Below are 24,430 nucleotides of genomic sequence, written 5' to 3' on the forward strand. Positions count from 1 at the left end.
TCATTTGATACACATATGATCACAGCGAAACATGACTGTGCGACCTAATAAGAATTCACAGCACGAGGACACGCCGATGGCCACGCCATTACTGCTCCAGGCTGAACATGTCGCCAAGGCTTACGCCGGCATCCCTGCCCTGCGTGACGGGCGCCTCTCTCTGCGGGCCGGCAGCGTCCACGCCCTGTGCGGCGGCAACGGTGCAGGTAAATCGACTTTCCTGAGCATCCTCATGGGGATCACCCAGCGTGATGCCGGGACCCTCCTGCTCAACGGCGCACCGGTGCAGTTCAACCGCCCCAGTGAAGCTCTCGCGGCGGGGATCGCGATGATCACCCAGGAGCTGGAACCCATCCCCTCTATGACCGTCGCCGAAAATATCTGGCTGGGCCGCGAACCGCGTCGCGCCGGCTGCATCGTCGACAACAAGACGCTCAACCGCCGCACCCGCGAGCTGCTCGAAAGCCTGGAGTTCGACGTCGACGCCACCAGCCCCATGCATCGCCTGAGCGTGGCGCAGATCCAACTGGTGGAAATCGCCAAGGCGTTCAGCCATGACTGCCAGGTGATGATCATGGACGAGCCGACGTCGGCCATCGGCGAGCGTGAGACCGAGACCCTGTTCAAAGCGATCCGCCGCCTCACCGCGCGAGGCGCAGGCATCGTGTATGTATCGCACCGCTTGAGCGAGCTGGCGCAGATCGCCGATGACTACAGCATCTTCCGCGATGGCACATTCGTGGAAAGCGGGCGCATGGCCGATATCGACCGCGACCACCTGGTGCGCGGCATCGTCGGCCAGGAACTGACGCGCATCGACCACAAGGTCGGCCGCGAATGCGCCGCCAACACCTGCCTGCAAGTCGACCACCTGAGCCGCACCGGCGAATTCCATGACATCAGCCTGCACCTGCGCCAGGGCGAGATTCTCGGCATCTATGGCCTGATGGGCTCGGGCCGCAGCGAGTTCCTCAACTGTATCTATGGCCTGACGGTGGCGGACTCCGGCAGCGTCACCCTGCAAGGCAAGCCGATGCCGGCGGGCCTGCCCAAGGCGACTATCAACGCCGGCATGTCGCTGGTCACCGAAGACCGCAAAGACAGCGGCCTGGTGCTGACCGGCAGCATTCTGTCGAACATCGCGCTGTCGGCCTACAAGCGCCTGTCGAGTTGGTCGCTGATCAATGCCCGCAAGGAAAACCAACTCGCCCAGGACATGGTCAAGCGCCTGCAGATCAAGACCAGCTCCCTGGAACTGCCGGTGGCTTCCATGAGCGGCGGCAACCAGCAGAAAGTGGTGCTTGCCAAATGCCTGTCCACCGAACCGGTGTGCCTGCTGTGCGACGAGCCGACCCGCGGCATCGATGAAGGCGCCAAGCAGGAGATCTACCACCTGCTGGACCAGTTCGTACGTGCCGGCGGCGCGGCCATCGTGGTGTCGTCGGAAGCCCCGGAACTGCTGCACCTGAGCGATCGCATCGCCGTATTCAAGGGCGGCCGGCTGGTGACCATCAGCACCGACACTGCCCTTTCCCAGGAAGCCTTGTTGAGTCTTGCCTCATGAACGCCAAAACACTCTCCGCCCCCGCCACCGTGCCTGTCACCACCGCGCCGCGCAGTCGCCTGCGCCTGTCCCTGGACCGCTTCGGCCTGCCGCTGGTGTTTATCCTGCTGTGCGTGGTGATGGCGTTCTGCAGCGAATACTTCATGACCTGGCGCAACTGGATGGACATCCTGCGCCAGACCTCCATCAACGGCATTCTCGCCGTGGGCATGACCTACGTGATCCTGACCAAGGGCATCGACCTGTCGGTGGGTTCGATCCTGGCCTTTGCCGGATTGTGCAGCGCCATGGTTGCCACCCAGGGCTACGGCTTGCTGGCCGCCGTCAGCGCCGGGATGTTCGCCGGGGCGATGCTTGGGGTGGTCAACGGTTTCATGGTCGCCAACCTGTCGATCCCGCCGTTCGTGGCCACCCTCGGCATGCTCAGCATTGCGCGCGGCATGACCTTTATTCTCAACGACGGCAGCCCGATCACCGACCTGCCCGACGCCTACCTGGCGCTGGGTATCGGCAAGGTTGGCCCGATTGGGGTGCCGATCATGATCTTCGCGGTGGTCGCGCTGATTTTCTGGATGGTGCTGCGCTACACCACCTACGGCCGCTATGTGTATGCGGTGGGCGGCAACGAAAAAAGCGCGCGCACCTCGGGTATCGGCGTGCGCAAGGTGATGTTTTCGGTGTACGTGGTCTCGGGCCTGCTCGCCGGGCTGGCCGGCGTGGTGCTGTCGGCGCGCACCACATCCGCCCTGCCCCAGGCCGGGGTGTCTTATGAGCTGGACGCGATTGCCGCGGTGGTAATCGGCGGCACCAGCCTGTCGGGCGGTACCGGCAGCATTGTCGGCACGTTGTTTGGCGCGCTGTTGATCGGCGTGATCAATAACGGGCTGAACCTGCTCGGCGTTTCCTCCTATTACCAGCAGGTCGCCAAGGGCCTGATCATCGTGTTCGCAGTACTGATCGACGTATGGCGCAAGAAAAAACGCTAGAGAACGACCCACTACAACAATAACTGGAGTTCCGCTCATGAAACTGGGTACCACCTTTGCCGCCGCGGCGGCTCTCTCCCTGCTCGCCAGCAGTATCGCCCTGGCCGCCGACGGCAAGACCTACAAGGTCGGCGCGGCCGTCTACGGCCTCAAGGGCCAGTTCATGCAGAACTGGGTACGCGAGTTGAAGGAACATCCGGCGGTCAAGGACGGCACCGTGCAGTTGACCGTGTTCGACGGCAACTACGACGCCCTGACCCAAAACAACCAGATCGAAAACATGGTGACCCAACGCTTCGACGCCATTCTGTTCGTGCCGATCGATACCAAGGCCGGTATCGGTACCGTCAAGGCAGCCATGAGCAATGACGTGGTCGTCGTGGCCTCGAATGCCAAAGTTGCCGATGCCAGCGTGCCGTATGTGGGCAATGACGACGTGGAAGGCGGACGCCTGCAGGCCCAGGCCATGGCCGACAAGCTCAAGGGCAAAGGCAATGTGGTGATCATCCAGGGCCCGATTGGCCAGTCGGCGCAGATCGACCGGGAAAAAGGCGAGCTGGAAGTGCTGGGCAAATACCCCGACATCAAGATTATCGAGAAAAAGACCGCCAACTGGGACCGCGCCCAGGCCTTGGCGCTCACCGAGGACTGGCTGAACGCGCACCCCAAGGGCATCAATGGCGTGATCGCACAGAACGACGACATGGCCCTCGGTGCCGTGCAGGCCCTGAAGTCCCATGGACTGACCGCCAAAGACGTGCCCGTGACGTCGATCGACGGCATGCCGGACGCGATCCAGGCGGCAAAAAAAGATGAAGTCACCACCTTCCTCCAGGATGCCCAGGCCCAATCCCAAGGCGCGCTGGACGTGGCATTGCGCGCATTGGCCGGTAAAGACTACAAGCCCCGGTCGGTGATCTGGGAGCGGTATGGCAAGGATGTGAAATGGGCCGATGGCACCGCCAAGAACTACATCCTGCCGTGGGTGCCGGTGACCAATGCCAATGCGGATGCGCTGTACAAACAAGTCAGCGGCGGCAAGTAGTTATTGACTTGAAATACAGCCAAGTGTGGGAGGGGGCTTGCTCCCTCCCACACTTTGATCTCCCCTCTGCTTAAAAATGGAGTCTGTTCATGTCTGGTTTCTGGAACCAAGCCTTCGACCTCACCGGCCGCTGCGCGGTGATCACCGGAGGCGCCGCCGGCATCGGGCTGGCTTGCGCCCACCTACTGGCGGAGCGCGGCGCGCGCGTGGCCTTGCTGGACCGCGACCCGACGGTGGTGGACGTGGCCGCCAAGCTGGGTGCCGGGCACCTGGGCATCGCCGTCGACCTCGCCCAGGTCGGCCAGATACAGCACACCATCGACAGCGTATTCGAACAGTTCCAACGCCTGGATTACCTGATCAACAGCGCCGGCGTGGTACTGCTGGACAAGGCTCTGCAGGTCAGCGAAAGCGCCTGGGACACCACCCTGGATATCAACCTCAAGGCCAGCTTTTTCGTGGCGCAAGCCTGTGCCCGGCACATGCTCGCCCAAGGCAGCGGACGCATCGTCAACCTCGCCTCCCAGGCCGCCGTGATCGGCCTGGACCGGCACGTCGCCTACTGCGCGAGCAAAGCGGCCATCGTCGGCATGACCAAGGTATTGGCCATGGAATGGGCGCCCCGGATTACCGTCAACGCCATCTCGCCCACCATTGTCGAGACCGCCCTGGGCAAAAAAGCCTGGGCCGGCGACGTGGGTGAGCGGGCCAAATTGCAGATCCCGGCGGGCCGTTTTGCCCAACCCGAAGAAATCGCCGGGCTGGCGTTGTACCTGCTCAGCGACGCGGCCCAGATGGTCACCGGCGCCAACATGGTGATCGACGGCGGCTACAGCATTCAGTAATTGATTTTTTTCGTGAGGTCCTGTCATGTCCACCGCTACCGAACGCACACCAGAACAGCTGTCCCCGGCTATCCCGAAAACCATGCAGGCCGTGGTCTGCCACGGCCCGGAAGACTACCGCCTGGAAACCGTCGACGTCCCCACCCCCGGCCCCGATGAAATCCTCACCAAGGTCGAGCTGTGCGGCATTTGCATGGGTGATATCAAGACCTATCGCGGCGCCCCGTCGTTCTGGGGTGACGCCGAGCAACCCCGCTACGTGAAGCCACCGATGATCCCTGGGCATGAGTTCGTGTGCCGCGTGGTCGCACTGGGCCCTGGCGCGGAAAAGCGCGGCGTGGCCGTCGGTGACCGGGTGATTTCCGAGCAGATCGTGCCGTGCTGGGGCTGTCGCTTCTGTAACCACGGCCAGTACTGGATGTGCCAGAAGCATGACCTCTATGGTTTTCAGAACAATGTGCAGGGCGCCATGGCCCAGTACATGATCTTCACCAAGGAAGGTATTATTCACAAAGTGCCGGAGTCCATTGCGCCTGACGAGGCGATCCTGATCGAACCGCTGGCCTGCTCGCTGCACGCGGCGGAACGCGCGAATGTCGACCATGACGATATCGTGGTGGTCGCAGGCGCCGGCACACTGGGCCTGGGCATCATCGGCGCCGTGCGTTTGCGCAATCCGAAAAAACTCATCGTGCTGGACATGAAACCCGAACGCGCCGCCCTCGCCCTGCGCATGGGCGCGGACGAGGTGTGGAACCCCGCCGAAGTGGACGTACTGGCGAAAATCCGCGAGATCACCGACGGCTACGGTTGCGACATCTATATCGAAGCCACCGGGCACCATAAAGCGGTGAACCAGGGGCTGGCGATGCTGCGCAAGTTGGGGCGGTTTGTCGAATTCAGCGTGTTCAACGACGAGGTCACGGTGGACTGGTCGATCATTGGCGACCGCAAGGAACTGGATATCCTGGGCTCGCACCTGGGGCCGTACATGTACCCGAGGGCCATCGACTTTATCGGCAACCGCAAGATCGACATGCGCGATGTGGTGACCCACAAGTTTGCGCTGGCGGACTTCAAGGAAGCGTTTGGAGTGATGGAGCGTGGCGATAAATCACTCAAGGTTGTACTGCAGCCTTAAGCCCACCACCTATCCAAAGGTCTGAGGGGGCTTGCTCCCGATTGCGATTTAACAGTGATAGATAAGCTGACTGACACACCGCTATCGGGAGCGCCCTCCCACCCTGGATAGTGGTGAACCAATAAAAAAACAGGAGCCCGCGTTATGAATCGAGTCATCAACGATCCGGACCAAGTGGTCGAGGACATGCTGCGCGGCATCCTGGTCGCGCATCCCGAACTGCGCCAAGACGAGGCCAACCCGCGCGTCATCGTCAAGGCCAGGCCATCGGGCCAGGGCCGCGTCGGCATCGTCACCGGCGGCGGTTCGGGCCATGAGCCTGCGTTTCTCGGCTATGTCGGCCCGGGCCTGGTCGACGCGGTGGCGGTGGGCGAGATTTTCTCCTCGCCCACCGCCAAAAGCTTCTTCGACGCCTTCCGGGCCGCCGACCAGGGTGCCGGCGTAGCCTGCCTGTACGGCAACTATGCCGGCGACAATATGAACGTGAAGCTGGCCATGAAGATGGCCGCCAGCAAAGACATGCGCATCCGCACAGTGGTCGCCAACGACGACGTGGCCTCGGCGCCCAAGGCCGAGATTGCCAAGCGCCGTGGCGTGGCCGGCGAAATTTTCATGTGGAAGGTCGGCGGCGCCGCTGCCGCCCAGCATTACGATCTGGATGGCGTGATTCGTGTTGCCCAGAAAACCGTCGATCACTGTCGCTCGATCGGCATCGGTCTCACCCCCTGCACCATTGCGGCCGTGGGCAAACCGAACTTCCAGATCCCCGCTGGCCAGATGGAGCTGGGCATCGGTCATCATGGCGAACCGGGCATTCAAGTCATCCCTGTCGAACCGGCCGCCGCGATGGCCGAACGCATGCTCGCGCCGATCCTTGAAGACCGCGATTTCAGCCAGGACGACAGTGTGGTGGTGCTGGTTTCGGGGCTCGGCGCCACGCCGGTGATGGAGTTGTACATTTTCTACGCTGAGGTCGAAAAACAGCTCAAGGCCAAGGGGCTGAAGATCCATCGCTGCTACGTCGGCAACTACTTCACTTCCCTTGAAATGATGGGCGTGACCCTGACCCTGCTCGGCCTCGATGCCGAACTCAAAACCCTCATCGACCAACCCTGCCGCTCCATCGGCATGACCCAGGCGGACTGAACCATGAGCCAGCATTTTTCCACCCACGAGGGCAGCGCCATCGTCGCCGACCTGGTCAGCGTGATCACGGCCAACCGTGAGTACCTCAGCGAGGTCGACGGTGCCATTGGCGACGGCGACCACGGCATCAATATGGCCAAGGGTTTCGCCCATTGCGGGCGCACGATCGAAGGCCGGCAGCTGACCCTCGCCGAAGCACTGGATGAACTGACCCTGAGCCTGATGGAAGGCATCGGCGGCTCTATGGGCCCGTTGTATGGCAGCCTGTTCATCGGCATGGCCGATGAAGTGCGGGGCAGCGAAGACATCGATGCCGCCATCTTCGCTCACCTGCTGCGCGGCGGGCTGACATCGCTTCAAGACATTACCGAGGCCGGTGTAGGCGACAAGTGCCTGATGGACACCTTGATCCCGGCAGTGGAAGCCTTTGAACAGGCACATGCCTCGGGGGTGACCTTCAACGGCGCGCTGGACGCGATGAAAGCCGCCGCGTCCCAGGGCCGCGATTCGACCAAGGACCTGGTAGCGAAGATCGGCCGCGCCAGTCGCCTGGGCGAACGTTCACTGGGCGTGCTGGATGCCGGAGCGGTGTCGTGCTGCCTGATCCTTACGCGGTTGGCGGACTCTATCCAGCCCCGCTTGACCTGACAGGGCCGCAAGCCCGCTCCCACAAGGGATTACCTGGATTTCAGTTTTGGGTTACCAGAAGCGCTGCTGGGTCAAGCGGCTCCACCAGGTCAGCAGCACGCGGTCCACCGAACCGCTGGCCGCCAGGCCCACGCGCTCCTGCAGGCTTTTACGCTCGGCATAGTGCAGGTGGAACACCTCGGCGGTCTTGGCCTTGGTGGCCAGGTATTCGTCGCTGGTCTGCAGTTCGTCGACCAGTTGTTTGTCGAGCGCCGCAACACCCAGCCACACTTCCCCGGTCGCGACCTCATCAATCGCCAATTGGGGGCGATAGCGCGACACGAAGTTCTTGAACAACTGATGGGTGATGTCCAGGTCTTCCTGGAACTTCTCGCGGCCTTTTTCGGTGTTTTCGCCGAATACCGTGAGGGTGCGCTTGTATTCACCGGCGGTCAGCACTTCAAAGTCGATGTCGTGCTTTTTCAGCAGGCGGTTCACATTGGGCAACTGCGCCACTACGCCGATGGAGCCGAGGATGGCGAACGGTGCGCTGATGATCTTCTCGCCGATGCACGCCATCATGTAGCCGCCGCTGGCCGCTACCTTGTCGATGCACACGGTCAACGGCACGCCCGCCTGGCGGATACGCGCCAGTTGCGAGGACGCCAGGCCGTAGCTGTGGACCATGCCGCCGCCGCTTTCAAGGCGCAGCACCACTTCATCCTTGGGCGTGGCCAGGCTCAGCAGCGCGGTGATCTCGTGGCGCAGGCTTTCGGTGGCCGAGGCCTTGATGTCGCCGTCAAAATCCAGCACGAACACCCGTGGCTTGGCCTCGGGTTTATGCTTGCTGTTCTTCTTTTCGGTTTTGCTTTCGGACTTGCGCAAGGCCTTGAGTTGGTCCTTGTCGAGCAGGGTCGATTCCAGGCGTTCACGCAGGCCTTTGTAGAAATCATTGAGCTTGCTGACCTGCAATTGGCCGGCGGATTTGCGACGACCTTTGCTGCGCAATGCCGCGAAGCTGATCAGTACCACCAGAATAGCGACCACCAGGGTGACGGTCTTCGCCAGAAAGCTCGCGTATTCGGCCAGGAAATCCATGTTGCTCCTTACAAGTGCAGTGCGCCAGGCGCGGATTGTCCCAGCATACCGGCGGCCAGGCGTTCGGGCCAGTGATCAAACCGCCAGCAACCCAGCACTCCAACAGCCTTTTAAAACAAGCGTATGTTTTTTCATTGACAGCTCCCTGGCATCCTCATAACCTCGCCAGACTTTCAACGTACCGGGAAAACGGACGTGGGCAGCATCTATCTGATTCGACATGGCCAGGCCTCCTTCGGTGCAGACGATTACGACGTGCTGTCGCCCCTCGGCGTGGAACAAGCCCAAGTCCTCGGTCGCCACCTGGCCGACATGGGCCTGGTATTCGACCGCTGCATAGCCGGCGACCTGCGCCGCCAACAGCACACCGCCAGCGCTACGTTCGATCAATACAGCGCCCGGGGCCTGCCGGTCCCGCCGCTGGAAACCGACGTCGCCTTCAATGAATTCGACGGTGAGGCCATTATTCGCGGGTTGCTCCCTGACCTGCTCGGCGCCGAACCCAACGCGATGCACATCCTGCGTAACGGCGCGCAAAACCGCAGCGAATTCCAGCGCATCTTCGCCCTGATCATCGAGCGCTGGCTGGCCGGCACCTATGATCCGCCAGGGCTGGAAAGCTGGCAGGGGTTCGTCGAGCGCGTTCAAGGCGGCCTGCAACGTATTCTCGAGGCAGCGGACAATTCGCACAAAGTCGCCGTGTTCACCTCGGGCGGCACCATCACCGCCCTGCTCCACCTGATGACCCGAATGCCTGCCGCCCAGGCCTTCGAGCTGAACTGGCAAATTGTTAACACCTCGCTCAACCAGCTGAAATTCCGCGGTCGCGAGGTGGCACTGGCTTCCTTCAACAGCCATACCCACTTGCAACTGTTGAAGGCGCCGCAGCTCATCACCTTCCGGTGAATTGCGGCCAACCGTGACCCCAGGGTCACTGGACTCTACCCCAAAGGATCGAAACCATGACTGACGTAGCTAAAGCCGTAGAAGCAATGAAAGCCAAATTCAACCCAAGCGCTGCCGAAGGCCTGGACCTGGTATTCGGTTTCCGCATTGACGACACCAAGAATTTTTCCCTGGTTGTCAAAGACAAGACCTGCGAGCTGCAAGAAGGCGAAAACCCGGACGCCCAAGTGACCCTGGTCATGGACAGCGAAACCCTGGAAGGCATCGTCGACGGTTCCACCGACGGCATGCAGGCCTTCATGGGCGGCAAGCTGCGCACCGAAGGCGACATGATGCTGGCGATGAAGCTGAGCGAGTTGTTCCCTTCCTGATTCTCGGGCAACCCTGAATCTCTGTGGGAGCGGGCTTATGCCCGCTCCCACATTTTTTTGCGTCGCTGGTAGCTCACCGTCAACGCCGGGTACCTACACAGTGGGGCGCAGCCCGGTTAGAAGATCGCGTAGGTGTAGTTGAAGATCAGACGGGTCTGGTCCTGGTCGGCGGTGCCGGTGTTTTTGCCGTGATAGGTACCGGTACGCAAGGTGGTACCGAAGCCTTTCAGCGGACCTGCCTGCACCACATAGTCCAAGCGGAAGTCGGCTTCGTTTTCTTTCTGGTCGGGGCCACCGGCGACATTGGACTTGATGTCCTTGCCGTCCAGATACGCCACGGACGCCTTCAGGCCCGGTACGTAGGCCTTGAAGTCATAGGCATACTGGCCGAAGTTGACCTGCTCGCCTGCCCGGGAGAACTGGCCGACCACCGCATCGGTAAACAGGTAGAAGTCGCTGCCGCCGGCGCCTTGCGCGTGCGGGTCGGCCAGGCTGCCCTGGTTGACCCAGACGAAGCCACCGTCATCCCCCACGCCAATGTGGCCGAGCATCAGGCTGCTGCCACCCAACTGATAAGTGAAGGCTGCGCTGTAGGTTTTGTTGTCCACTTCGCCAGCATGCTTGGCATAGCCGCCGTTGTTGTTGAACGCATAGCCACTCGAACCATTCTTGCCGTCGCTGGTGCTGTCGAAGTAACGCAGGTCGGTCTTGAACGATTGGTCATTGCCCAACGGCAGCACGTGCACCAGGCCTACATAGTTCTGTTTGTAGAAGTCCTGCAGCTGCGCGTAGTAGTACTGCAGCGTCAGGTTTTTTGCCAGGCTGTTGTCGGATGAACCGAAGGGTTTGTAGTCCACGCCACCGAATTTGAAGCTGTCGCTATCGCGCTGGCCACCGGCAACGCTCAACCCCGTGGAGTTACTGGAAGCACGGCCTTCGACGCGGTTCAGCTCACCGCCGGTGAAGGTCACGTTGGGGATGTCGTTCGAAGTCAGAACGCCGCCGTCAAAGGTCTGCGGCGCCACACGGCTGTCGTTGGCGACCAGGATGGGCAACACCGGTGCCAGGCCACCACCGACGTGCAATTCGGTCTGGGAAATCCTGAACTTCACATTACCCGCAGCGCGACCAAAGGAGTCGGCAGGTTCGGTACCGTTGTTCCTGGTTGGAAAGAAGCTGTTGCCGTTGCCCGCCAGGCCGGGGCCGGCGGCGTGACCGTCGCCGCCATCGAGGCGCAAGGCACCGAACGCCATCACGTCGAAACCGACGCCGAGCGTGCCTTGGGTAAAGCCGGATTTGTAGTCAAAACGCAGCGCGGTTGCGGCTTCGCGCAGGTCGTTGTTGGTACCCGAGCGGTTGTCTGCGCTGTAGTACATGGTTCGTGAGCTGATGGACGCATGACTGTCCTCCACAAAACCGCTGTGACCGTTGCCCGTGCCCAGCGCGCCGAGCCCGAAATCATCCGCGCAAGCCTGCTGTGCCAGCACGGCGGCGGTGATGGATAACGCCAGTGTAGATAGCTTCATTAACGACGGCCCCTGAATATTTTTTTATGTAAAAGGTGTGCGAAACGGCGTTTTCATCCCTACAAACGTGACGATTGTTTCATGGGGGCCGGGGCGGACTCCGTGAAGAATAAGTTAGGAAAACCGCTCGAAAATGAAGTTTTGCCAGGCGCGGTTTTTGACATATTCGTGTCATCTCATTCATTTGCAGAATGAAGTCCAGAGGAATCTTCGTTTGCAAGCGCACCCTGGGCCCAACAAAATCCAGAAAACGGTCACACCTATCACGTCCGTCATCAGGAATTTTTCTATGCCAAGTACCGCACATGTGAGCCCCGACGAGATCCGCAAGGGCTTTTCCAAGGCCATGTCCGATATGTACCGAGATGAAGTTCCCCTGTACGGCGCGCTGATGGATCTGGTGGCCGAGGTCAACACTCGCGTGCTCCAGAGCGAACCGGGTGTGGCGCAACAACTGCAACGCACCGGCGAGATCCAGCGCCTGGACAGGGAGCGCCACGGTGCCATCCGCCTGGGCACTGCAGCGGAACTGGCGACCATCGGCCGCCTGTTCGCAGTGATGGGCATGCAGCCGGTGGGCTATTACGACCTCACGCCGGCGGGCGTGCCGGTGCATTCCACAGCGTTTCGCGCGGTCCATGAGCATGCGCTGCAAACCAGCCCGTTTCGTGTGTTCACCTCGTTGCTGCGCCTGGAGCTGATCGAAAATCGCGAGTTGCGCGCTTTCGCCGAAACCGCCCTGGCCAAACGGTCGATCTTCAGCCCAGGCGCCCTGGCGCTGATTGGGCAGGCGGAAACAGACGGCGGCCTCGATGCCGAGGACGCCGCGCACTTTATCCGCGAGGCCCTGGAAACCTTCCGCTGGCACCACGCCGCCACCGTCACCGCCGCGCAATACCAGCAACTGAGCGACCAGCACCGCCTGATCGCCGACGTCGTCGCGTTCAAGGGCCCGCACATCAACCATCTGACTCCGCGCACCCTGGACATCGACCAGGTGCAGGCCGCCATGCCCGGCAAAGGCATCACGCCCAAGGCCGTGATCGAAGGCCCGCCGCGCCGCCAGTGCCCGATCCTGCTGCGCCAGACCAGCTTCAAAGCCCTTGACGAAGCCATCGCCTTCACCGACGCCCAAGGCAGCCACAGCGCACGTTTCGGCGAAATCGAACAACGCGGCGTCGCGCTGACGCCCAAGGGCCGCGCCCTCTACGACCAACTGCTGAACGCCGCCCGCGACGAACTGGGCGCATTCCCCAACGAGGCTAACGCCGCACGCTACACACAATTGATGGAGCAGCACTTCCAGGCCTTCCCCGACAACCACGCACACATGCGCGAACAGGGCCTGGCGTACTTCCGCTACTTCGCCACGCCAAAAGGCCTCGCGGCACGCGGCCACGCCGACCAACCACGCACGCTGGAGGCTCTGGTCGCCGCCGGCCACGTCGATGTAGAGCCGTTGGTGTATGAGGACTTTCTACCGGTGAGCGCGGCGGGGATCTTCCAGTCGAACCTGGGGGATGGCGCGCAAAGCCACTACGCGGCCCATTCGAACCAGGCGGCGTTCGAACAGGCGCTGGGGCGCAACACAATTGATGAGCTGAAGTTGTATGCGCAAACGCAGCAACGCTCGGTGGATGCGTGCCTGGACGCACTGCTGGCCTAAACCCGATGCCCGCGCCGCTCCAATGGCAAAGGCGTGTGGGTGGCGAGGGCGTGTCAGTTGATGCATCGGTGCCTGACACACTGCTATCGGGAGCAAGCCCCCTCGCCACGGTCGTTGCGGGACTGCTTAACCCAATCGCCCCACAATTTCATCTTTGATCAGAAGCCGCTTTTTCTTCAGTTTCTCAACATCTTCATCGCTGGCACTGGCTGATTCCGCCTTGAGCACCTCCCCGTCGGCAGCGTCATATTGCGTGAGCAGCGAGTCCAGGCGTTTATCGTTCGCCCTGCGTTCGTGAACGACTTCCTTGCTCAACCCCAAATCCTGATACAGGTCGTGTTTCACTGGCATGGCGTACCTCCGCATGTTGATCAATGGTCTACGCCCTTGAAGCTAGCCCATTCCTGGCGGTCTTGTCATGTTTGCGCTCAATACGCCCCGTTCGTCGCGGTAACGGCGATGGGACAAAACCTTTGCGACGCCCTGCCCTCAACAATAGATCGTCCTTCGAGGGAGACCGGTTTCATGACTCACGCGGCTACCACTGTCGACACTCAATGCATCAACACCCTGCGCACTCTGGCCATGGACGCCGTGCAGAAGGCCAATTCCGGCCACCCCGGCACGCCCATGGGCCTGGCGCCGGTGGGGTATACGCTGTGGAGCCGGTTCCTGCGGTATCACCCGGCGCATCCCGACTGGCCCAACCGCGACCGTTTTGTGTTGTCGGTGGGGCATGCGTCGATGCTGCTGTATTCGCTGTTGCATCTTGCCGGTGTGGTGGAGATCGATGCCCAGGGCCAACGCACCGGGCAACCGGCGATCAGCCTGGACGATATCAAGCAGTTTCGCCAAGCCGACTCAAAAACCCCAGGGCATCCGGAATACCGCATGACCACCGGCGTCGAGACCACTACCGGGCCGTTGGGCCAAGGCTGCGCCAACAGCGTGGGCATGGCCATGGCCGAGCGTTGGCTGGCCGAGCGCTTCAACCGCGACGGCCAGGTGTTGTTTGACTACAACGTCTACACCCTGTGCGGCGACGGCGACATGATGGAAGGCATCAGCAGCGAAGCGGCATCGATGGCCGGGCATTTGAAGCTGGATAACCTGTGCTGGATCTACGACAACAACACCATCAGCATCGAAGGCCACACCGAGTTGGCGTTCAGCGAGGACGTGATCAAGCGCTTCCAGGCGTATGGCTGGCACACCTTGCACGTCGCCGACGCCAATGACTTGCAGGCATTGAGCGAAGCCCTGGAGACCTTCCAGGTCAACACCGGCGCACCGACGCTGATCGTGGTCGACAGCGTGATCGGCTACGGCTCGCCCCACAAGCACAACACCGCTGCCGCCCATGGCGAACCGCTGGGCGATGAAGAAATTCGCCTGACCAAGGCGGCGTATGGCTGGCCGCAGGATTCGAGCTTCCTGGTGCCCGATGAGGCACGCACGGTATTACGCGACGCGCTGCAGGCGCGCGCCGAGCCGCTGTACCAGCAATGGAACCGGACCCTGGCCGCTCTTGACCCGCAGTTAGCCGACGAACTGCGGCGCATGCGCGCCGGCGAAATGCCCGCGCAGTGGCAGGCAGATCTGCCGGGTTATGCGGCGGATGCCAAAGGCGTCGCCAGTCGTGCGGCAGGCGGTGAGGTGTTGAATGCCTTCGCCCGGCAAATCCCCTGGCTGATCGGTGGCTCGGCTGATTTGTCGCCGTCGACCAAGACCCACCTCACCTTCGACGGCGCCGGGCGTTTCAGCGCCGACGACTACCGCGGGCGTAACCTGCATTTCGGCATTCGCGAACACGCCATGGGCGCGATTGCCAATGGCATGGCGCTGTCCTACCTGCGCCCGTACACCTCGACGTTCCTGGTATTCAGCGACTATATGAAACCGCCGATCCGCCTGGCGGCGATCATGGAGTTGCCGGTGGTGTTTGTGTTCACCCACGACTCCATCGGCGTGGGCGAGGACGGGCCGACCCACCAGCCCATCGAACACCTGACGCAATTGCGCGCCACGCCGGGGCTGCTGACCCTGCGCCCTGGCGATGCAAATGAAACCCTGGAGCTGTGGAGAGTCGCCCTGGCGCAAACCCATCGGCCGAGCTGCGTGGTGCTGTCACGCCAACCGCTGCCGACCCTGGACCGCACGAAGTATGCGGCAGCGACTGGCGCAGCCAAGGGCGCTTATGTGTTGGCCGGGGCGAACAAGCCCGAAGTGGTCCTGATCGGTACCGGCAGCGAAGTCAGCCTGGCCGTGGCGGCCTATGAACAGCTCACCAACGAAGGGGTCGCCGCGCAATTGGTGTCGATGCCCAGCTGGGAATTGTTCGAAGAACAGGACCAGGCTTACCGCGACAGCGTGTTGCCACCGGCGGTAAAGGCACGGGTAGTGGTCGAACAGGCAGGGCCGTTGGGATGGGACCGTTATGTCGGACAAACCGGCGCCAAGGTGGTGATGAACAGCTTTGGCGCGTCGGCGCCGCTGGCCAAGCTGCAGGAGAAATTCGGCTTTACGGTGGAGCATGTGGTGAAGCAAGCCAAAGCGCAGATCCAACTGAATCAACACTAAACCACATGTGGGAGGGGGCTTGCCCGATAGCGGTGAATCAGTCATGTAAATTTCTTCTGACCCACCGCTATCGGGAGCAAGCCCCTCCCACATTTGAAGCTTTTTTGCGCTTAGGTGAGTGCCCGTGCCAGGAATGGCGCGGTGCGACTCTTTTTGCTCCTGGCGACTTTCTGTGGCGTGCCACTGGCAACCACCTTGCCCCCCAGATCCCCTGCTCCCGGCCCGATATCGATCACCCAGTCACTCTGCGCGACCACGCGCATTTCATGCTCGACCACCACCACCGTGTGCCCCGCATCCACCAGATGGTTGAGCTGGCTGAGCAGGCGATCCACATCCCGTGGATGAAGCCCCGTGGTCGGCTCATCCAGCACATACAAGGTCGCGCCCCGGGCGTTGCGTTGCAGTTCGGTGGCCAACTTGATGCGTTGCGCCTCGCCGCCGGACAGTTCGGTAGCCGGTTGGCCAAGCCGCAGATAACCCAGGCCGATATCGCGCAATACCTGCAACGAACGCAACACACCCGGCTGCTCGGCAAACACCTCGACGGCCTGCTCAACGGTCAGGCCCAGCACCTGGGCGATGCTCAAGCCCTGCCATTTGATCGCCAGTGTCTCGGGGTTGTAGCGCGCCCCATGGCAGGTCGGGCACGGCGCGTACACGCTGGGCATGAACAACAACTCGACGCTGACAAACCCTTCGCCCTCACAGTTGGGGCAACGGCCCTTGGCGACGTTGAAAGAGAACTGGCCGGCATCGTATTGGTGCTTCTTCGCGGCGGGCGTGGCGGCGAACAGTTTGCGCACGTTATCGAACAGCCCGGTGTAGGTCGCAAGGTTCGAGCGCGGCGTGCGGCCAATGGGTTTCTGGTCTACCTGCACCAGGCGGCGGATATGTTCCAGCCCGCTGCTGATGCGGCCACCGAGGGGTTGCGGCGCGTCATCTTCCAGGCTCTGTTCTTCGTCATTGTCGACCACGCGCCCAAGGCCTGCGCCCACCAGTTCCAGCAGGGCCTGGCTGACCAGACTGGACTTGCCCGAGCCGGAAATGCCGGTCACTGCGGTGAAGCAACCCAGCGGGAATTCCACGCTCAGATCATGGAGGTTGTTACGCGTCACACCCGCCAGTTTCAACAGGTGACGGGGTTCACGGCGCGCCTGATTCGACGGGCGCGGTTCGGCAAACAGATAGTCACGGGTCTGCGATGCCTGCACATCCACCAAGCCGGCGGGCGGGCCGCTGTACAGCACTTGCCCGCCATGCTCGCCGGCGGCCGGGCCGACATCGATCAGCCAGTCGGCGCGGCGCATGGTTTCCAGGTCGTGCTCCACCACAAACAGCGAGTTGCCGGCGGCTTTCAAACGCTCAAGCGCGGTGAACAGCGCCTCGCCATCCGCCGGGTGCAGCCCTGCCGACGGTTCATCCAGCACATAGATCACGCCAAACAATTGCGAGCCCAATTGCGTGGCCAGGCGCAGGCGTTGCAACTCGCCGGACGACAACGTCGGCGTGCTGCGTTCCAGGCTCAGATACCCCAAGCCCAGCTCGGTCAAGGTGCTGACGCGCTCCAGCAAATCCTGGGCGATACGCTGCGCGGCCAGGCGCTTTTCCACGGACAGTTTCATCGTGTCCTGCCCCGCCGCCACCGGCCGCAGCAACTCGGCCAACTGCGCCAGCGACAGCTGCGACAACTCGCCAATGTCCACCCCGGCGAACTTCACCGAGAGTGCCGCCCGGGTCAGGCGCTTGCCCTCGCACAACGGGCAGGCGCTGCCCTGCATGAACTGCGCGACGCGCTTTTTCATCAGCGCGCTCTGGGTATGGGTGAACGTGTGCAGGATATAGCGCCGCGCGCCGCTGAAGGTGCCCTGGTAGCTCGGCTCCAGCTTGCGCTTGAGCGCGTCGCGGGTTTGCTGCGGGGTGAAGCCGGCATACACCGGTACCGTGGGGGTTTCTTCGGTGAAGAGGATCCAGTCGCGGTGTTTTTTCGGCAGGTCACGCCAAGGGATATCCACGTCGTAACCCAGGGTTACGAGTATGTCGCGCAGGTTCTGGCCCTGCCAGGTCAGGGCCAGGAAGCTACCGCGCGCTGGCGGATGGTCAGCGATGGATCCGGCACCATCAGCGCTTCGGTCACTTCATACACGCGGCCCAAGCCATGGCATTGCGGGCACGCGCCCTGAGGCAGGTTCGGCGAAAAGTCCTCGGCATAGAGCATCGCCTGCCCTGGCGGGTAACTGCCGGCGCGGGAGTACAGCATGCGGATCAGGCTGGACAAGGTGGTGACGCTGCCCACCGAGCTGCGCGCGCTTGGCGTACCACGCTGTTGTTGCAGGGCCACGGCGGGCGGCAGGCCCTCGATGCTGTCCACGTCGGGCACGCCCACCTGGTCGATCAGGCGCCGCGCATAGGGCGCCACCGACTCGAAATAGCGCCGCTGAGCCTCGGCATACACCGTGGAAAACGCCAGGGACGATTTGCCCGAGCCCGACACGCCGGTGAACACCACCAAGGCGTCCCGGGGAATGTCCACATCGACATTGCGCAGGTTGTGTTCGCGGGCACCCCGCACCCGCACGAAGCCTGGGCGTTGGGCGGTGATCGAAGGGATGTTGCGCGGTGAAGTCATGGTCAACCTTGTCTTGCGGTAAGCACGCGGCGCACGCGTAACGTCAGGGCTTCGGGGCTGTAGGGCTTGCTCAGCAGATGAATGTCGCGGCTCAGCAGGTGGTTGCTGGAGAGGATGTCGCGGGTGTGGCCGGAGGTGAACAGCACCGGCACGGGAGGCGTTTGCCCGCGGGCCCACTGCGCGAGGTCGGTGCTTTTGACGCGGCCCGGCATTACCACGTCGGTAAAAATCAGGTCCGGTTGCAGGCCGTCTTTGAGCTTGAGCATGGCCTGGTCGCCGTCTTCGGCGGTGAGCACGGTGTAGCCCGATTGTTCGAGCACTTCCACGACGGTCAGGCGCACGCCTTCATTGTCTTCGACCACCAGGATCGTTTCCTGGCCGCCCTCGGGCGCCAAGGGTTCGGCCGATGTTTCCGGGCGTTCCTCGCCCAGGTTGCGCGGGAAATACAACTGCACCAAGGTGCCCTTGCCTTCTGCGCTGCACACATCCACGTGCCCGCCGCTTTGGCGCACAAAGCCGAACACCATGCTCAAGCCCAGGCCGGTGCCGTGGCCGTCGCGCTTGGTGGTGAAGAACGGTTCGAACACCTTGGCCTGGATCGCCGGTGACATGCCCACACCGGTGTCGCTCACCGCCAGGCGTACGTATTCGCCGGGGCTGATGCTTTTGCCGATGCAATCATCGGGGTTGAGGATGATGTTTTCACCGCTGATGCGAATCACGCCCTCGCCCTTCATGGCATCCCGCGCATTGATCGCCAGGTTGAGCAAGGCGTTTTCCAGTTGGTTGCGGTCGACATGAATGCGCCACGGATCACGCGGCAGTTGCACATCAATGCGGATGGTTTCACCCAGTGCGCGCTGCAGCAGTTCGCCGAGGTTTTCGTAAATGCGCAACGGGTTGTACACCGCCGGAGACAATGGCTGGCGACGGGCAAAGGCCAGCAGTTGTGTCGACAGCTTGGCGCCCCGCTCCACCGCTGCAATGGCCGCGCTCACACGCCGCTGCACCTGGGGGTTGTCCGGTTCATGGCGGGCCAGCAAATGCAGGTTGCCGGCGATCACTTGCAGCAGGTTATTGAAGTCGTGGGCCACGCCGCCGGTAAGGCCGCCGATGGCTTCGAGTTTTTGCGACTGGCGCAACTGCTCCTCGGCGGTGGAGCGCGCCTGCACTTCAGCGGCCACGCGCTGTTCGAGATTATGGGTGAGTTCCTGACGCACCTGTTCGGACTTCACCAACTCGGTGGTCTCGACCACAATCGCCAGGACGCCGGCCGGTTGCTGGTCATCGCCGGCGACGGGGCTGTAATACAGGTCCAGCCATACGGTTTCCGGTTGTCCGTTGCGCAGCAGCACCAGGTCCTTGTTGTTGAACGACAACGTGCCTCCGGCCAGGCAGGTGTCCACCACATGCCGGTTGAAGTCGGCCACTTCCGGCCAACCCAGCTCCACCGGCGTACCCAGCAGGTACGGGTGGCGACCACCGGCAAACGCCGAGTAGCTGTCGTTGTAGATCATGTGGCCCAGGCGCCCCCACAGCATCACCATCGGCACCGGTGAGGCAAGCATCATTTGCACGGTACAGGCCAGGCTGGTGGACCACTGGTCGATGGGCCCGAGGTCGGTTTTTGACCAGTCAAAGCCGCGTATACGCTGAGCCATTTCACCGGCCCAACCTTCACAGCCATGGGAATTGGATAAGAATTGCATTGTTAAGCTCTGGGCAAAGACAGGACAGTCGCCATTTTTGGAGCTTACACCGAGCAGATGGTTTCATTTGGTATAAATTTGGCAGTAACCACCACGCTGTCCCCAGGCTTCAGTGAAAATCCCGGCTGCGCACATCGATGCCTTCCAGCAATACGCTGAGGTCGGTCAAACGCCCGGCGATCAAGTGCCGCACCTCGCCCACCGCCTCCCACCGCCCGTCCACTTTGAGCAGCCGCGAGCCGACCAGGGCCTGGCGCTGACGTTCGGCCAGGTCGCGCCAGACCACCACATTGAGGTTGCCGAATTCGTCCTCCAGCGTCACAAAAGTCACGCCGCTGGCGGTGCCTGGGCGTTGCCGACCGGTGACCAGGCCCACCACGCTGACGTTACGCCCATGCTCCACCGCCATAAGCTCGCGGGAACTGCGACACCGACGCTTGCGCAACTCATCGCGCAGCAACGCCAGCGGGTGCGGCCCAAGGGTGGTGCCGAGGGTGGCGTAATCGGCGCGCAGGTCTTCGCCCAGCGTGGGCGCGGGCAAGTCCACCCGCGTTTCATCGCAGCCGGGCAACCCGGCAAACAGCCCCAGTTGTTGGTGTACGCCGGCCACGTCCCAGCGCGCCTGGTGCCGGTTGCCGGCCAGGGCGCGCAAGGCGCCCGCGTCGGCCAACAACGCTTGGGCGCGGGCATCCAGCCCGGCGCGCGCGCCCAGGTCGGCAATGTCGCTGAACGGCCGGCGCTGACGGGCGGCTTCGATGCGCCGCCCGTCCTCTTCGCGAAACCCGCTGATCATGCGCAGCCCCATGCGGATCGCCGGTTGCTGGCCGTCGATGGGCTCCAGGCTGCAATCCCAGTCGCTGGCTCGCACATCCACCGGGCGGATCTGCAAGCGATGGCGCCGCGCATCCTGCAGGATCTGGTCCGGGCTGTAGAAACCCATGGGCCAACTGTTGATCAACGCACAAGCAAACGCCGCCGGCTCGTGGCATTTGAGCCAGCAACTGGCGTAGGTCAGCAAGGCGAAACTGGCCGCGTGGGATTCCGGAAAGCCATAGCTGCCAAACCCCTTGATCTGCTCGAAAATCTGCGCCGCAAAGGCTTCGGTGTAGCCGTTTTTCAGCATGCCGGTGCGCAGGCGCTGCTGGTGCGGTTCCAGGCCGCCGTGACGTTTCCAGGCGGCCATGGAGCGGCGCAACTGGTCGGCCTCGCCAGGGCTGTAGTCGGCGGCGACCATGGCGATCTGCATCACTTGTTCCTGGAACAGCGGAATGCCCAGGGTGCGCTCCAATACGCTTTTAAGTTGCGGCGACGGGTAAGTGGTTGCTTCTTCGTTGTTCCGTCGGCGCAGGTACGGATGCACCATGCCGCCCTGGATCGGCCCCGGTCGCACAATCGCCACTTCGATCACCAGGTCATAAAACGTCCTGGGCTTGAGCCTGGGCAACATCGACATCTGCGCCCGCGATTCGATCTGGAACACACCGATGGTGTCGGCCTTGCTGATCATCGCGTAGGTGGCCGGGTCTTCCTTGGGTATCGTCGCCAGGGCCAGGTCGAGGTCACGATGACGGCGCAGCAGGTCGAAGCACCGGCGAATCGCGCTGAGCATGCCCAGGGCGAGGATATCCACCTTGAGCAGGCCGACCGCGTCCAGGTCGTCCTTGTCCCATTGGATGATGGTGCGTTCGGCCATGGCGGCATTTTCCACCGGCACCAGGGTGTCCAGCGGGTATTCGGAAATCACGAAGCCGCCGGGGTGCTGGGACAGGTGCCGGGGAAAGCCGATCAATTGCCCGGTCAGGGTCAACACACGGCGCAGCAACGGGCTGTCGGGGTCGAAGCCCGCTTCGCGCAGGCGTTCCAGTGGCGGCGTCGCATCACTCCAGCGCCCGCAGCAGTCGGCCAGGGCGTTGATCTGGTCCGGCGGCAACCCCAGCGCCTTGGCCACGTCGCGCACCGCGCCGCTCGCGTGGTAACTGCTGACCACCGCCGTCAACGCCGCGCGGGTGCGGCCATAACGCTGGAACACGTATTGCAGCACTTCTTCACGGCGCTCGTGTTCGAAGTCCACGTCGATATCCGGCGGCTCGTTGCGTTCCTCTGACAGGAAGCGCTCGAACAGCATGTTCGTCAGGCTCGGGTTGATCTCGGTGATACCCAAGGCAAAACACACCGCCGAGTTCGCGGCCGAGCCTCGCCCCTGGCAGAGGATCGAACGGCTGCGGGCAAAGCGCACGATGTCGTGCACCGTGAGGAAATAGCTTTCGTAACCCAGCCTGCCGATCAACGCCAGTTCGTGATTGATCTGTTGCAGGGTCTTGGCATCGATACCCTCGGGCCACCGCTGGGCGATACCTTCTTCGGTAAGAACGCGCAGCCAGGATTGCGCATCATGCCCCTCGGGTACCAATTCGCGCGGGTAGCGGTAGCGCAACTGGCCGAGGTCGAAGGTGCAACGGCGCGCGATGCTCAGGGTCTCGTCAAGCAAGGCTTGCGGGTACAACGCATTCAGCGCATCGAGACTGCGCAAATGCCGCTCGCCATTTGGGTGCAGGCGCGTGCCGGCGTCGGCCACCGAGACGTGATGGCGGATGGCGGTCATGGTGTCTTGCAGGGCGCGTCGACCACGCGCATGCATGTGCACATCACCGCAGGCCACTGCCGGGATATCCAGGCTCGCGGCCAACTGCAGGCGCTGCTCCAGATGGCGCGCATCGTCCTGGCCACAGTGCAGGTGCACCGCCAGCCACAGGCGCCCGGCGAAAGTACGGCGCAGCCACTGGATCGAGGCCTGGGTGTCGCTGTCTTGCGCGACCCACACCGCCAGCAGGCCGTTGAGGGGTTGGTCGAAGTCTTCTTGCAGCAGGCGATAACGGCCCTTTTCGGCGCGGCGTCGGGCCAGGGTGATCAGGCGGCACAGGTACTGGTAGCCGCTGAGGTCTTCCACCAGCAGGACCAGTTTCGGGCCGTTTTCGATGCGCACTTCGCTGCCGATAATCAATGGCAAGCCCACCGCCTTGGCCGCCTGCCAGGCACGCACGATGCCCGACAACGTGCATTCATCGGTGATCGCCAAGGCGCTGTAGCCCTGGCGCTTGGCGCGCTCGAACAACTCCAATGCACTGGAAGCACCGCGCTGGAACGTGAAGTTGGACAGGCAATGCAGCTCGGCGTAGCTCATGCGAACCAGCCTTGCAGCCACAGGCCATCGGCTTGCCCCACCGTGCGGTAGGCCCAGCCTTGCTGGCCGGCGCGGGTCTGGATCAGGTAGTAGTCGCGGCGGATGTCGGCGCCGTCCCACCAGCCGGTTTCGATACGCTCCGGCCCCATGAGGATCCGCACGCCCTGCTCGGCCAGCAAGGTGGGCTCGTTGAGCAGCCAGCCGGGACGTTGCACCTTGTTCAAGGTCGGGCATGGGCGAGTGTCCGCCGCCGCTTGCCAGGCGCATTCGGGCCGATGGTCGGCGTGAAAGCGCAGGCCTTGCACCGCCTCATCGCCCAGGCGCGCGCGCAGGCGTTCGCGCAGTTGCTCCCAGGGCAGGGTCTGTTGCGGGCGGTCGTCGAACAGGTCCTGGCGCTGCGGCACAAATACCGGCAAGTCGCGGGCCACCAGGCGAAAGCCGCGCACCGGGGCGCTGACTTGCAACTGCTCCAGGCGCCCACGGGCCAGTTCGAAGAGCATCGCAGGTTCACGTTCGGCGCTGAGCAGGCCGACCTTGATCACGCTGTCGGGCGCCTGGGCGTGTTCCAGGTGCAGGTCAAAACGCTGCACGCCACTGTCGCGACCACACAGGAATGCCGACAAATCGCCGGTCAAGCGGCGCAGCGGAAACAGCAGCGCCTGGTGGGATTGCACGTCGAAATTCAATTCGATGCGTTCATCGAACTGGTCCGGCGGCTGGTAAAACCCAAGGGCCAAGGGGCGTTGTCCGGTCAGTGCATCCAGGTGTTTGAGCAACGTGGCGTCGAAACGCCGCGCCAAGGTGTGCCGGGGCAAAGCCTGCACCTGCGCCAGGGTACGCAGGCCCATGCGCGACAATGCGGTGGCGGCCTGGGACTCAAGGCCGGCGCGGTCGATGGGCAGCGGCGCCAAGGCTTGCGCCAGGGCCTCATCCGCGACGGCCAGGCCATCGTAGAGATTGGCCAGCACCCGCGCCGCGGCCGGGTTGGGTGCGGCGACGATACGGTGACGAAAGCCCAGTTCGGTCAGCTCTTTGCGCAAACGCGCTTCAAACTGCGGCCAGGGCCCGAACAGTCCCAGGCTCGATTCGATTTCAAACAACAAGGCGCGTGGGTAATACAGGCTGACCTGGGAGCTGAACTGATAGGCCCAGGCGGCCAGGAACTGCTGCCAGCGTTCGATTTCGGCGGGGTCGTATTCGGCGCTGGCAAAGGTCTTGGCCAGGGCATGCGCCGCCGTCAGCGATTGGCCGGGACGCAGCCCCAAGGTACGGGCAGCATCGTTGACGGTTTGCAGCACACGCCGCTGCGGCGTGCCGGCCAGCAACGCCAGGGGTTGCTCGGGTTCGGGATGCACACGCTGCACGCCGTCCAGTGCCAATTGCGGGAACACAATACACACCCAGCGCATA

General features: G+C 62.7%; 17 protein-coding genes and 1 pseudogene. 11 read left to right on the top strand and 7 right to left on the bottom strand.

The window, feature by feature from the left end; all coding sequences use genetic code 11:
- The first annotated feature begins 76 nt into the window (after nucleotides 1-76).
- The 7 genes from AB4O23_RS20310 to dhaL all read left to right on the top strand — a co-directional run bounded on the left by AB4O23_RS20310 (nucleotide 77) and on the right by dhaL (nucleotide 7,375).
- Nucleotides 77-1,564, top strand: a complete 1,488-nt coding sequence (locus tag AB4O23_RS20310; protein WP_017528000.1) for a sugar ABC transporter ATP-binding protein — start codon at nucleotides 77-79, stop codon at nucleotides 1,562-1,564.
- Complete coding sequence (locus AB4O23_RS20315) at nucleotides 1,561-2,550, top strand: ABC transporter permease (RefSeq protein WP_017528001.1); 990 nt, start codon at nucleotides 1,561-1,563, stop codon at nucleotides 2,548-2,550. Before AB4O23_RS20310 ends, AB4O23_RS20315 begins: the two co-directional genes overlap by 4 nt.
- Nucleotides 2,551-2,587: 37 nt before the next feature.
- On the top strand, nucleotides 2,588-3,595 hold the full coding sequence (locus AB4O23_RS20320) for a substrate-binding domain-containing protein (protein WP_017528002.1): 1,008 nt from the start codon (nucleotides 2,588-2,590) through the stop codon (nucleotides 3,593-3,595).
- 89 nt (nucleotides 3,596-3,684) lie between these two features.
- A complete protein-coding gene (locus tag AB4O23_RS20325; protein WP_017528003.1) occupies nucleotides 3,685-4,440 on the top strand; it encodes an SDR family oxidoreductase in 756 nt (251 codons plus the stop codon).
- Between the two features lie 25 nt (nucleotides 4,441-4,465).
- Nucleotides 4,466-5,581, top strand: coding sequence for an MDR/zinc-dependent alcohol dehydrogenase-like family protein (locus AB4O23_RS20330; protein ID WP_460060359.1), 1,116 nt, complete (start codon nucleotides 4,466-4,468; stop codon nucleotides 5,579-5,581).
- 144 nt (nucleotides 5,582-5,725) lie between these two features.
- The gene (locus AB4O23_RS20335) at nucleotides 5,726-6,727 is read left to right on the top strand and encodes a dihydroxyacetone kinase subunit DhaK (protein WP_137220261.1); all 1,002 of its coding nucleotides are present in this window, start codon (nucleotides 5,726-5,728) and stop codon (nucleotides 6,725-6,727) included.
- Nucleotides 6,728-6,730: 3 nt separating this feature from the next.
- On the top strand, nucleotides 6,731-7,375 hold the full coding sequence (gene dhaL / locus AB4O23_RS20340; protein ID WP_065878333.1) for a dihydroxyacetone kinase subunit DhaL: 645 nt from the start codon (nucleotides 6,731-6,733) through the stop codon (nucleotides 7,373-7,375).
- A 51-nt stretch (nucleotides 7,376-7,426) separates the two neighbouring features.
- Here the strand turns inward: dhaL and sohB are convergent, their stop codons facing one another.
- On the bottom strand, nucleotides 7,427-8,452 hold the full coding sequence (sohB, locus tag AB4O23_RS20345) for a protease SohB (RefSeq protein WP_017528007.1): 1,026 nt from the start codon (nucleotides 8,450-8,452) through the stop codon (nucleotides 7,427-7,429).
- 195 nt (nucleotides 8,453-8,647) lie between these two features.
- Here sohB and AB4O23_RS20350 point away from each other — a divergent pair, with 195 nt between their 5' ends.
- Nucleotides 8,648-9,358, top strand: coding sequence for a histidine phosphatase family protein (locus tag AB4O23_RS20350; RefSeq protein ID WP_135196533.1), 711 nt, complete (start codon nucleotides 8,648-8,650; stop codon nucleotides 9,356-9,358).
- 56 nt (nucleotides 9,359-9,414) lie between these two features.
- Nucleotides 9,415-9,729, top strand: coding sequence for an SCP2 sterol-binding domain-containing protein (locus tag AB4O23_RS20355; protein WP_005788868.1), 315 nt, complete (start codon nucleotides 9,415-9,417; stop codon nucleotides 9,727-9,729).
- A gap of 116 nt (nucleotides 9,730-9,845) precedes the next feature.
- Here AB4O23_RS20355 and AB4O23_RS20360 read toward each other — a convergent pair whose 3' ends face one another.
- On the bottom strand, nucleotides 9,846-11,255 hold the full coding sequence (locus AB4O23_RS20360; RefSeq protein WP_135196532.1) for an OprD family outer membrane porin: 1,410 nt from the start codon (nucleotides 11,253-11,255) through the stop codon (nucleotides 9,846-9,848).
- Between the two features lie 289 nt (nucleotides 11,256-11,544).
- On the opposite strand from AB4O23_RS20360, the gene hglS reads away from it, so the two are divergent.
- A complete protein-coding gene (gene hglS / locus AB4O23_RS20365; RefSeq protein ID WP_017528010.1) occupies nucleotides 11,545-12,921 on the top strand; it encodes a 2-oxoadipate dioxygenase/decarboxylase HglS in 1,377 nt (458 codons plus the stop codon).
- Between the two features lie 126 nt (nucleotides 12,922-13,047).
- Here the strand turns inward: hglS and AB4O23_RS20370 are convergent, their stop codons facing one another.
- Nucleotides 13,048-13,272 (bottom strand): DUF465 domain-containing protein, encoded by a 225-nt coding sequence (locus tag AB4O23_RS20370; protein WP_017528011.1) that lies wholly within the window; start codon nucleotides 13,270-13,272, stop codon nucleotides 13,048-13,050.
- Between the two features lie 174 nt (nucleotides 13,273-13,446).
- Here AB4O23_RS20370 and tkt point away from each other — a divergent pair, with 174 nt between their 5' ends.
- A complete protein-coding gene (gene tkt, locus AB4O23_RS20375) occupies nucleotides 13,447-15,501 on the top strand; it encodes a transketolase (RefSeq protein WP_460106178.1) in 2,055 nt (684 codons plus the stop codon).
- 110 nt (nucleotides 15,502-15,611) lie between these two features.
- On the opposite strand, the pseudogene uvrA reads toward tkt, so the two are convergent.
- The 4 genes and pseudogenes from uvrA to AB4O23_RS20395 form a co-directional block, all read right to left on the bottom strand.
- Nucleotides 15,612-18,130: pseudogene (gene uvrA / locus AB4O23_RS20380) on the bottom strand (excinuclease ABC subunit UvrA).
- Nucleotides 18,131-18,132: 2 nt separating this feature from the next.
- Complete coding sequence (locus AB4O23_RS20385; protein ID WP_017528014.1) at nucleotides 18,133-19,839, bottom strand: ATP-binding protein; 1,707 nt, start codon at nucleotides 19,837-19,839, stop codon at nucleotides 18,133-18,135.
- Nucleotides 19,840-19,948: 109 nt separating this feature from the next.
- Complete coding sequence (locus AB4O23_RS20390; RefSeq protein ID WP_206665933.1) at nucleotides 19,949-23,041, bottom strand: error-prone DNA polymerase; 3,093 nt, start codon at nucleotides 23,039-23,041, stop codon at nucleotides 19,949-19,951.
- On the bottom strand, nucleotides 23,017-24,429 hold the full coding sequence (locus AB4O23_RS20395) for a Y-family DNA polymerase (RefSeq protein WP_065878322.1): 1,413 nt from the start codon (nucleotides 24,427-24,429) through the stop codon (nucleotides 23,017-23,019). Before AB4O23_RS20395 ends, AB4O23_RS20390 begins: the two co-directional genes overlap by 25 nt.
- Nucleotide 24,430: the final 1 nt, after the last annotated feature.

The sequence above is a fragment of the Pseudomonas sp. H2_A10 genome, from assembly GCF_054680085.1.

What these genes read in the sequence shown, in the direction of transcription:
- sohB (WP_017528007.1), bottom strand. Translation starts at nt 8,452, where the DNA reads ATGGATTTCCTGGCCGAATACGCGAGCTTTCTGGCGAAGACCGTCACC.
- hglS (WP_017528010.1), top strand. Translation starts at nt 11,545, where the DNA reads ATGCCAAGTACCGCACATGTGAGCCCCGACGAGATCCGCAAGGGCTTT.
- AB4O23_RS20395 (WP_065878322.1), bottom strand. Translation starts at nt 24,429, where the DNA reads ATGCGCTGGGTGTGTATTGTGTTCCCGCAATTGGCACTGGACGGCGTG.
- AB4O23_RS20385 (WP_017528014.1), bottom strand. Translation starts at nt 19,839, where the DNA reads ATGCAATTCTTATCCAATTCCCATGGCTGTGAAGGTTGGGCCGGTGAA.
- tkt (WP_460106178.1), top strand. Translation starts at nt 13,447, where the DNA reads ATGACTCACGCGGCTACCACTGTCGACACTCAATGCATCAACACCCTG.
- AB4O23_RS20320 (WP_017528002.1), top strand. Translation starts at nt 2,588, where the DNA reads ATGAAACTGGGTACCACCTTTGCCGCCGCGGCGGCTCTCTCCCTGCTC.
- AB4O23_RS20360 (WP_135196532.1), bottom strand. Translation starts at nt 11,255, where the DNA reads ATGAAGCTATCTACACTGGCGTTATCCATCACCGCCGCCGTGCTGGCA.
- AB4O23_RS20370 (WP_017528011.1), bottom strand. Translation starts at nt 13,272, where the DNA reads ATGCCAGTGAAACACGACCTGTATCAGGATTTGGGGTTGAGCAAGGAA.
- dhaL (WP_065878333.1), top strand. Translation starts at nt 6,731, where the DNA reads ATGAGCCAGCATTTTTCCACCCACGAGGGCAGCGCCATCGTCGCCGAC.
- AB4O23_RS20330 (WP_460060359.1), top strand. Translation starts at nt 4,466, where the DNA reads ATGTCCACCGCTACCGAACGCACACCAGAACAGCTGTCCCCGGCTATC.
- AB4O23_RS20355 (WP_005788868.1), top strand. Translation starts at nt 9,415, where the DNA reads ATGACTGACGTAGCTAAAGCCGTAGAAGCAATGAAAGCCAAATTCAAC.
- AB4O23_RS20335 (WP_137220261.1), top strand. Translation starts at nt 5,726, where the DNA reads ATGAATCGAGTCATCAACGATCCGGACCAAGTGGTCGAGGACATGCTG.
- AB4O23_RS20315 (WP_017528001.1), top strand. Translation starts at nt 1,561, where the DNA reads ATGAACGCCAAAACACTCTCCGCCCCCGCCACCGTGCCTGTCACCACC.
- AB4O23_RS20325 (WP_017528003.1), top strand. Translation starts at nt 3,685, where the DNA reads ATGTCTGGTTTCTGGAACCAAGCCTTCGACCTCACCGGCCGCTGCGCG.
- AB4O23_RS20310 (WP_017528000.1), top strand. Translation starts at nt 77, where the DNA reads ATGGCCACGCCATTACTGCTCCAGGCTGAACATGTCGCCAAGGCTTAC.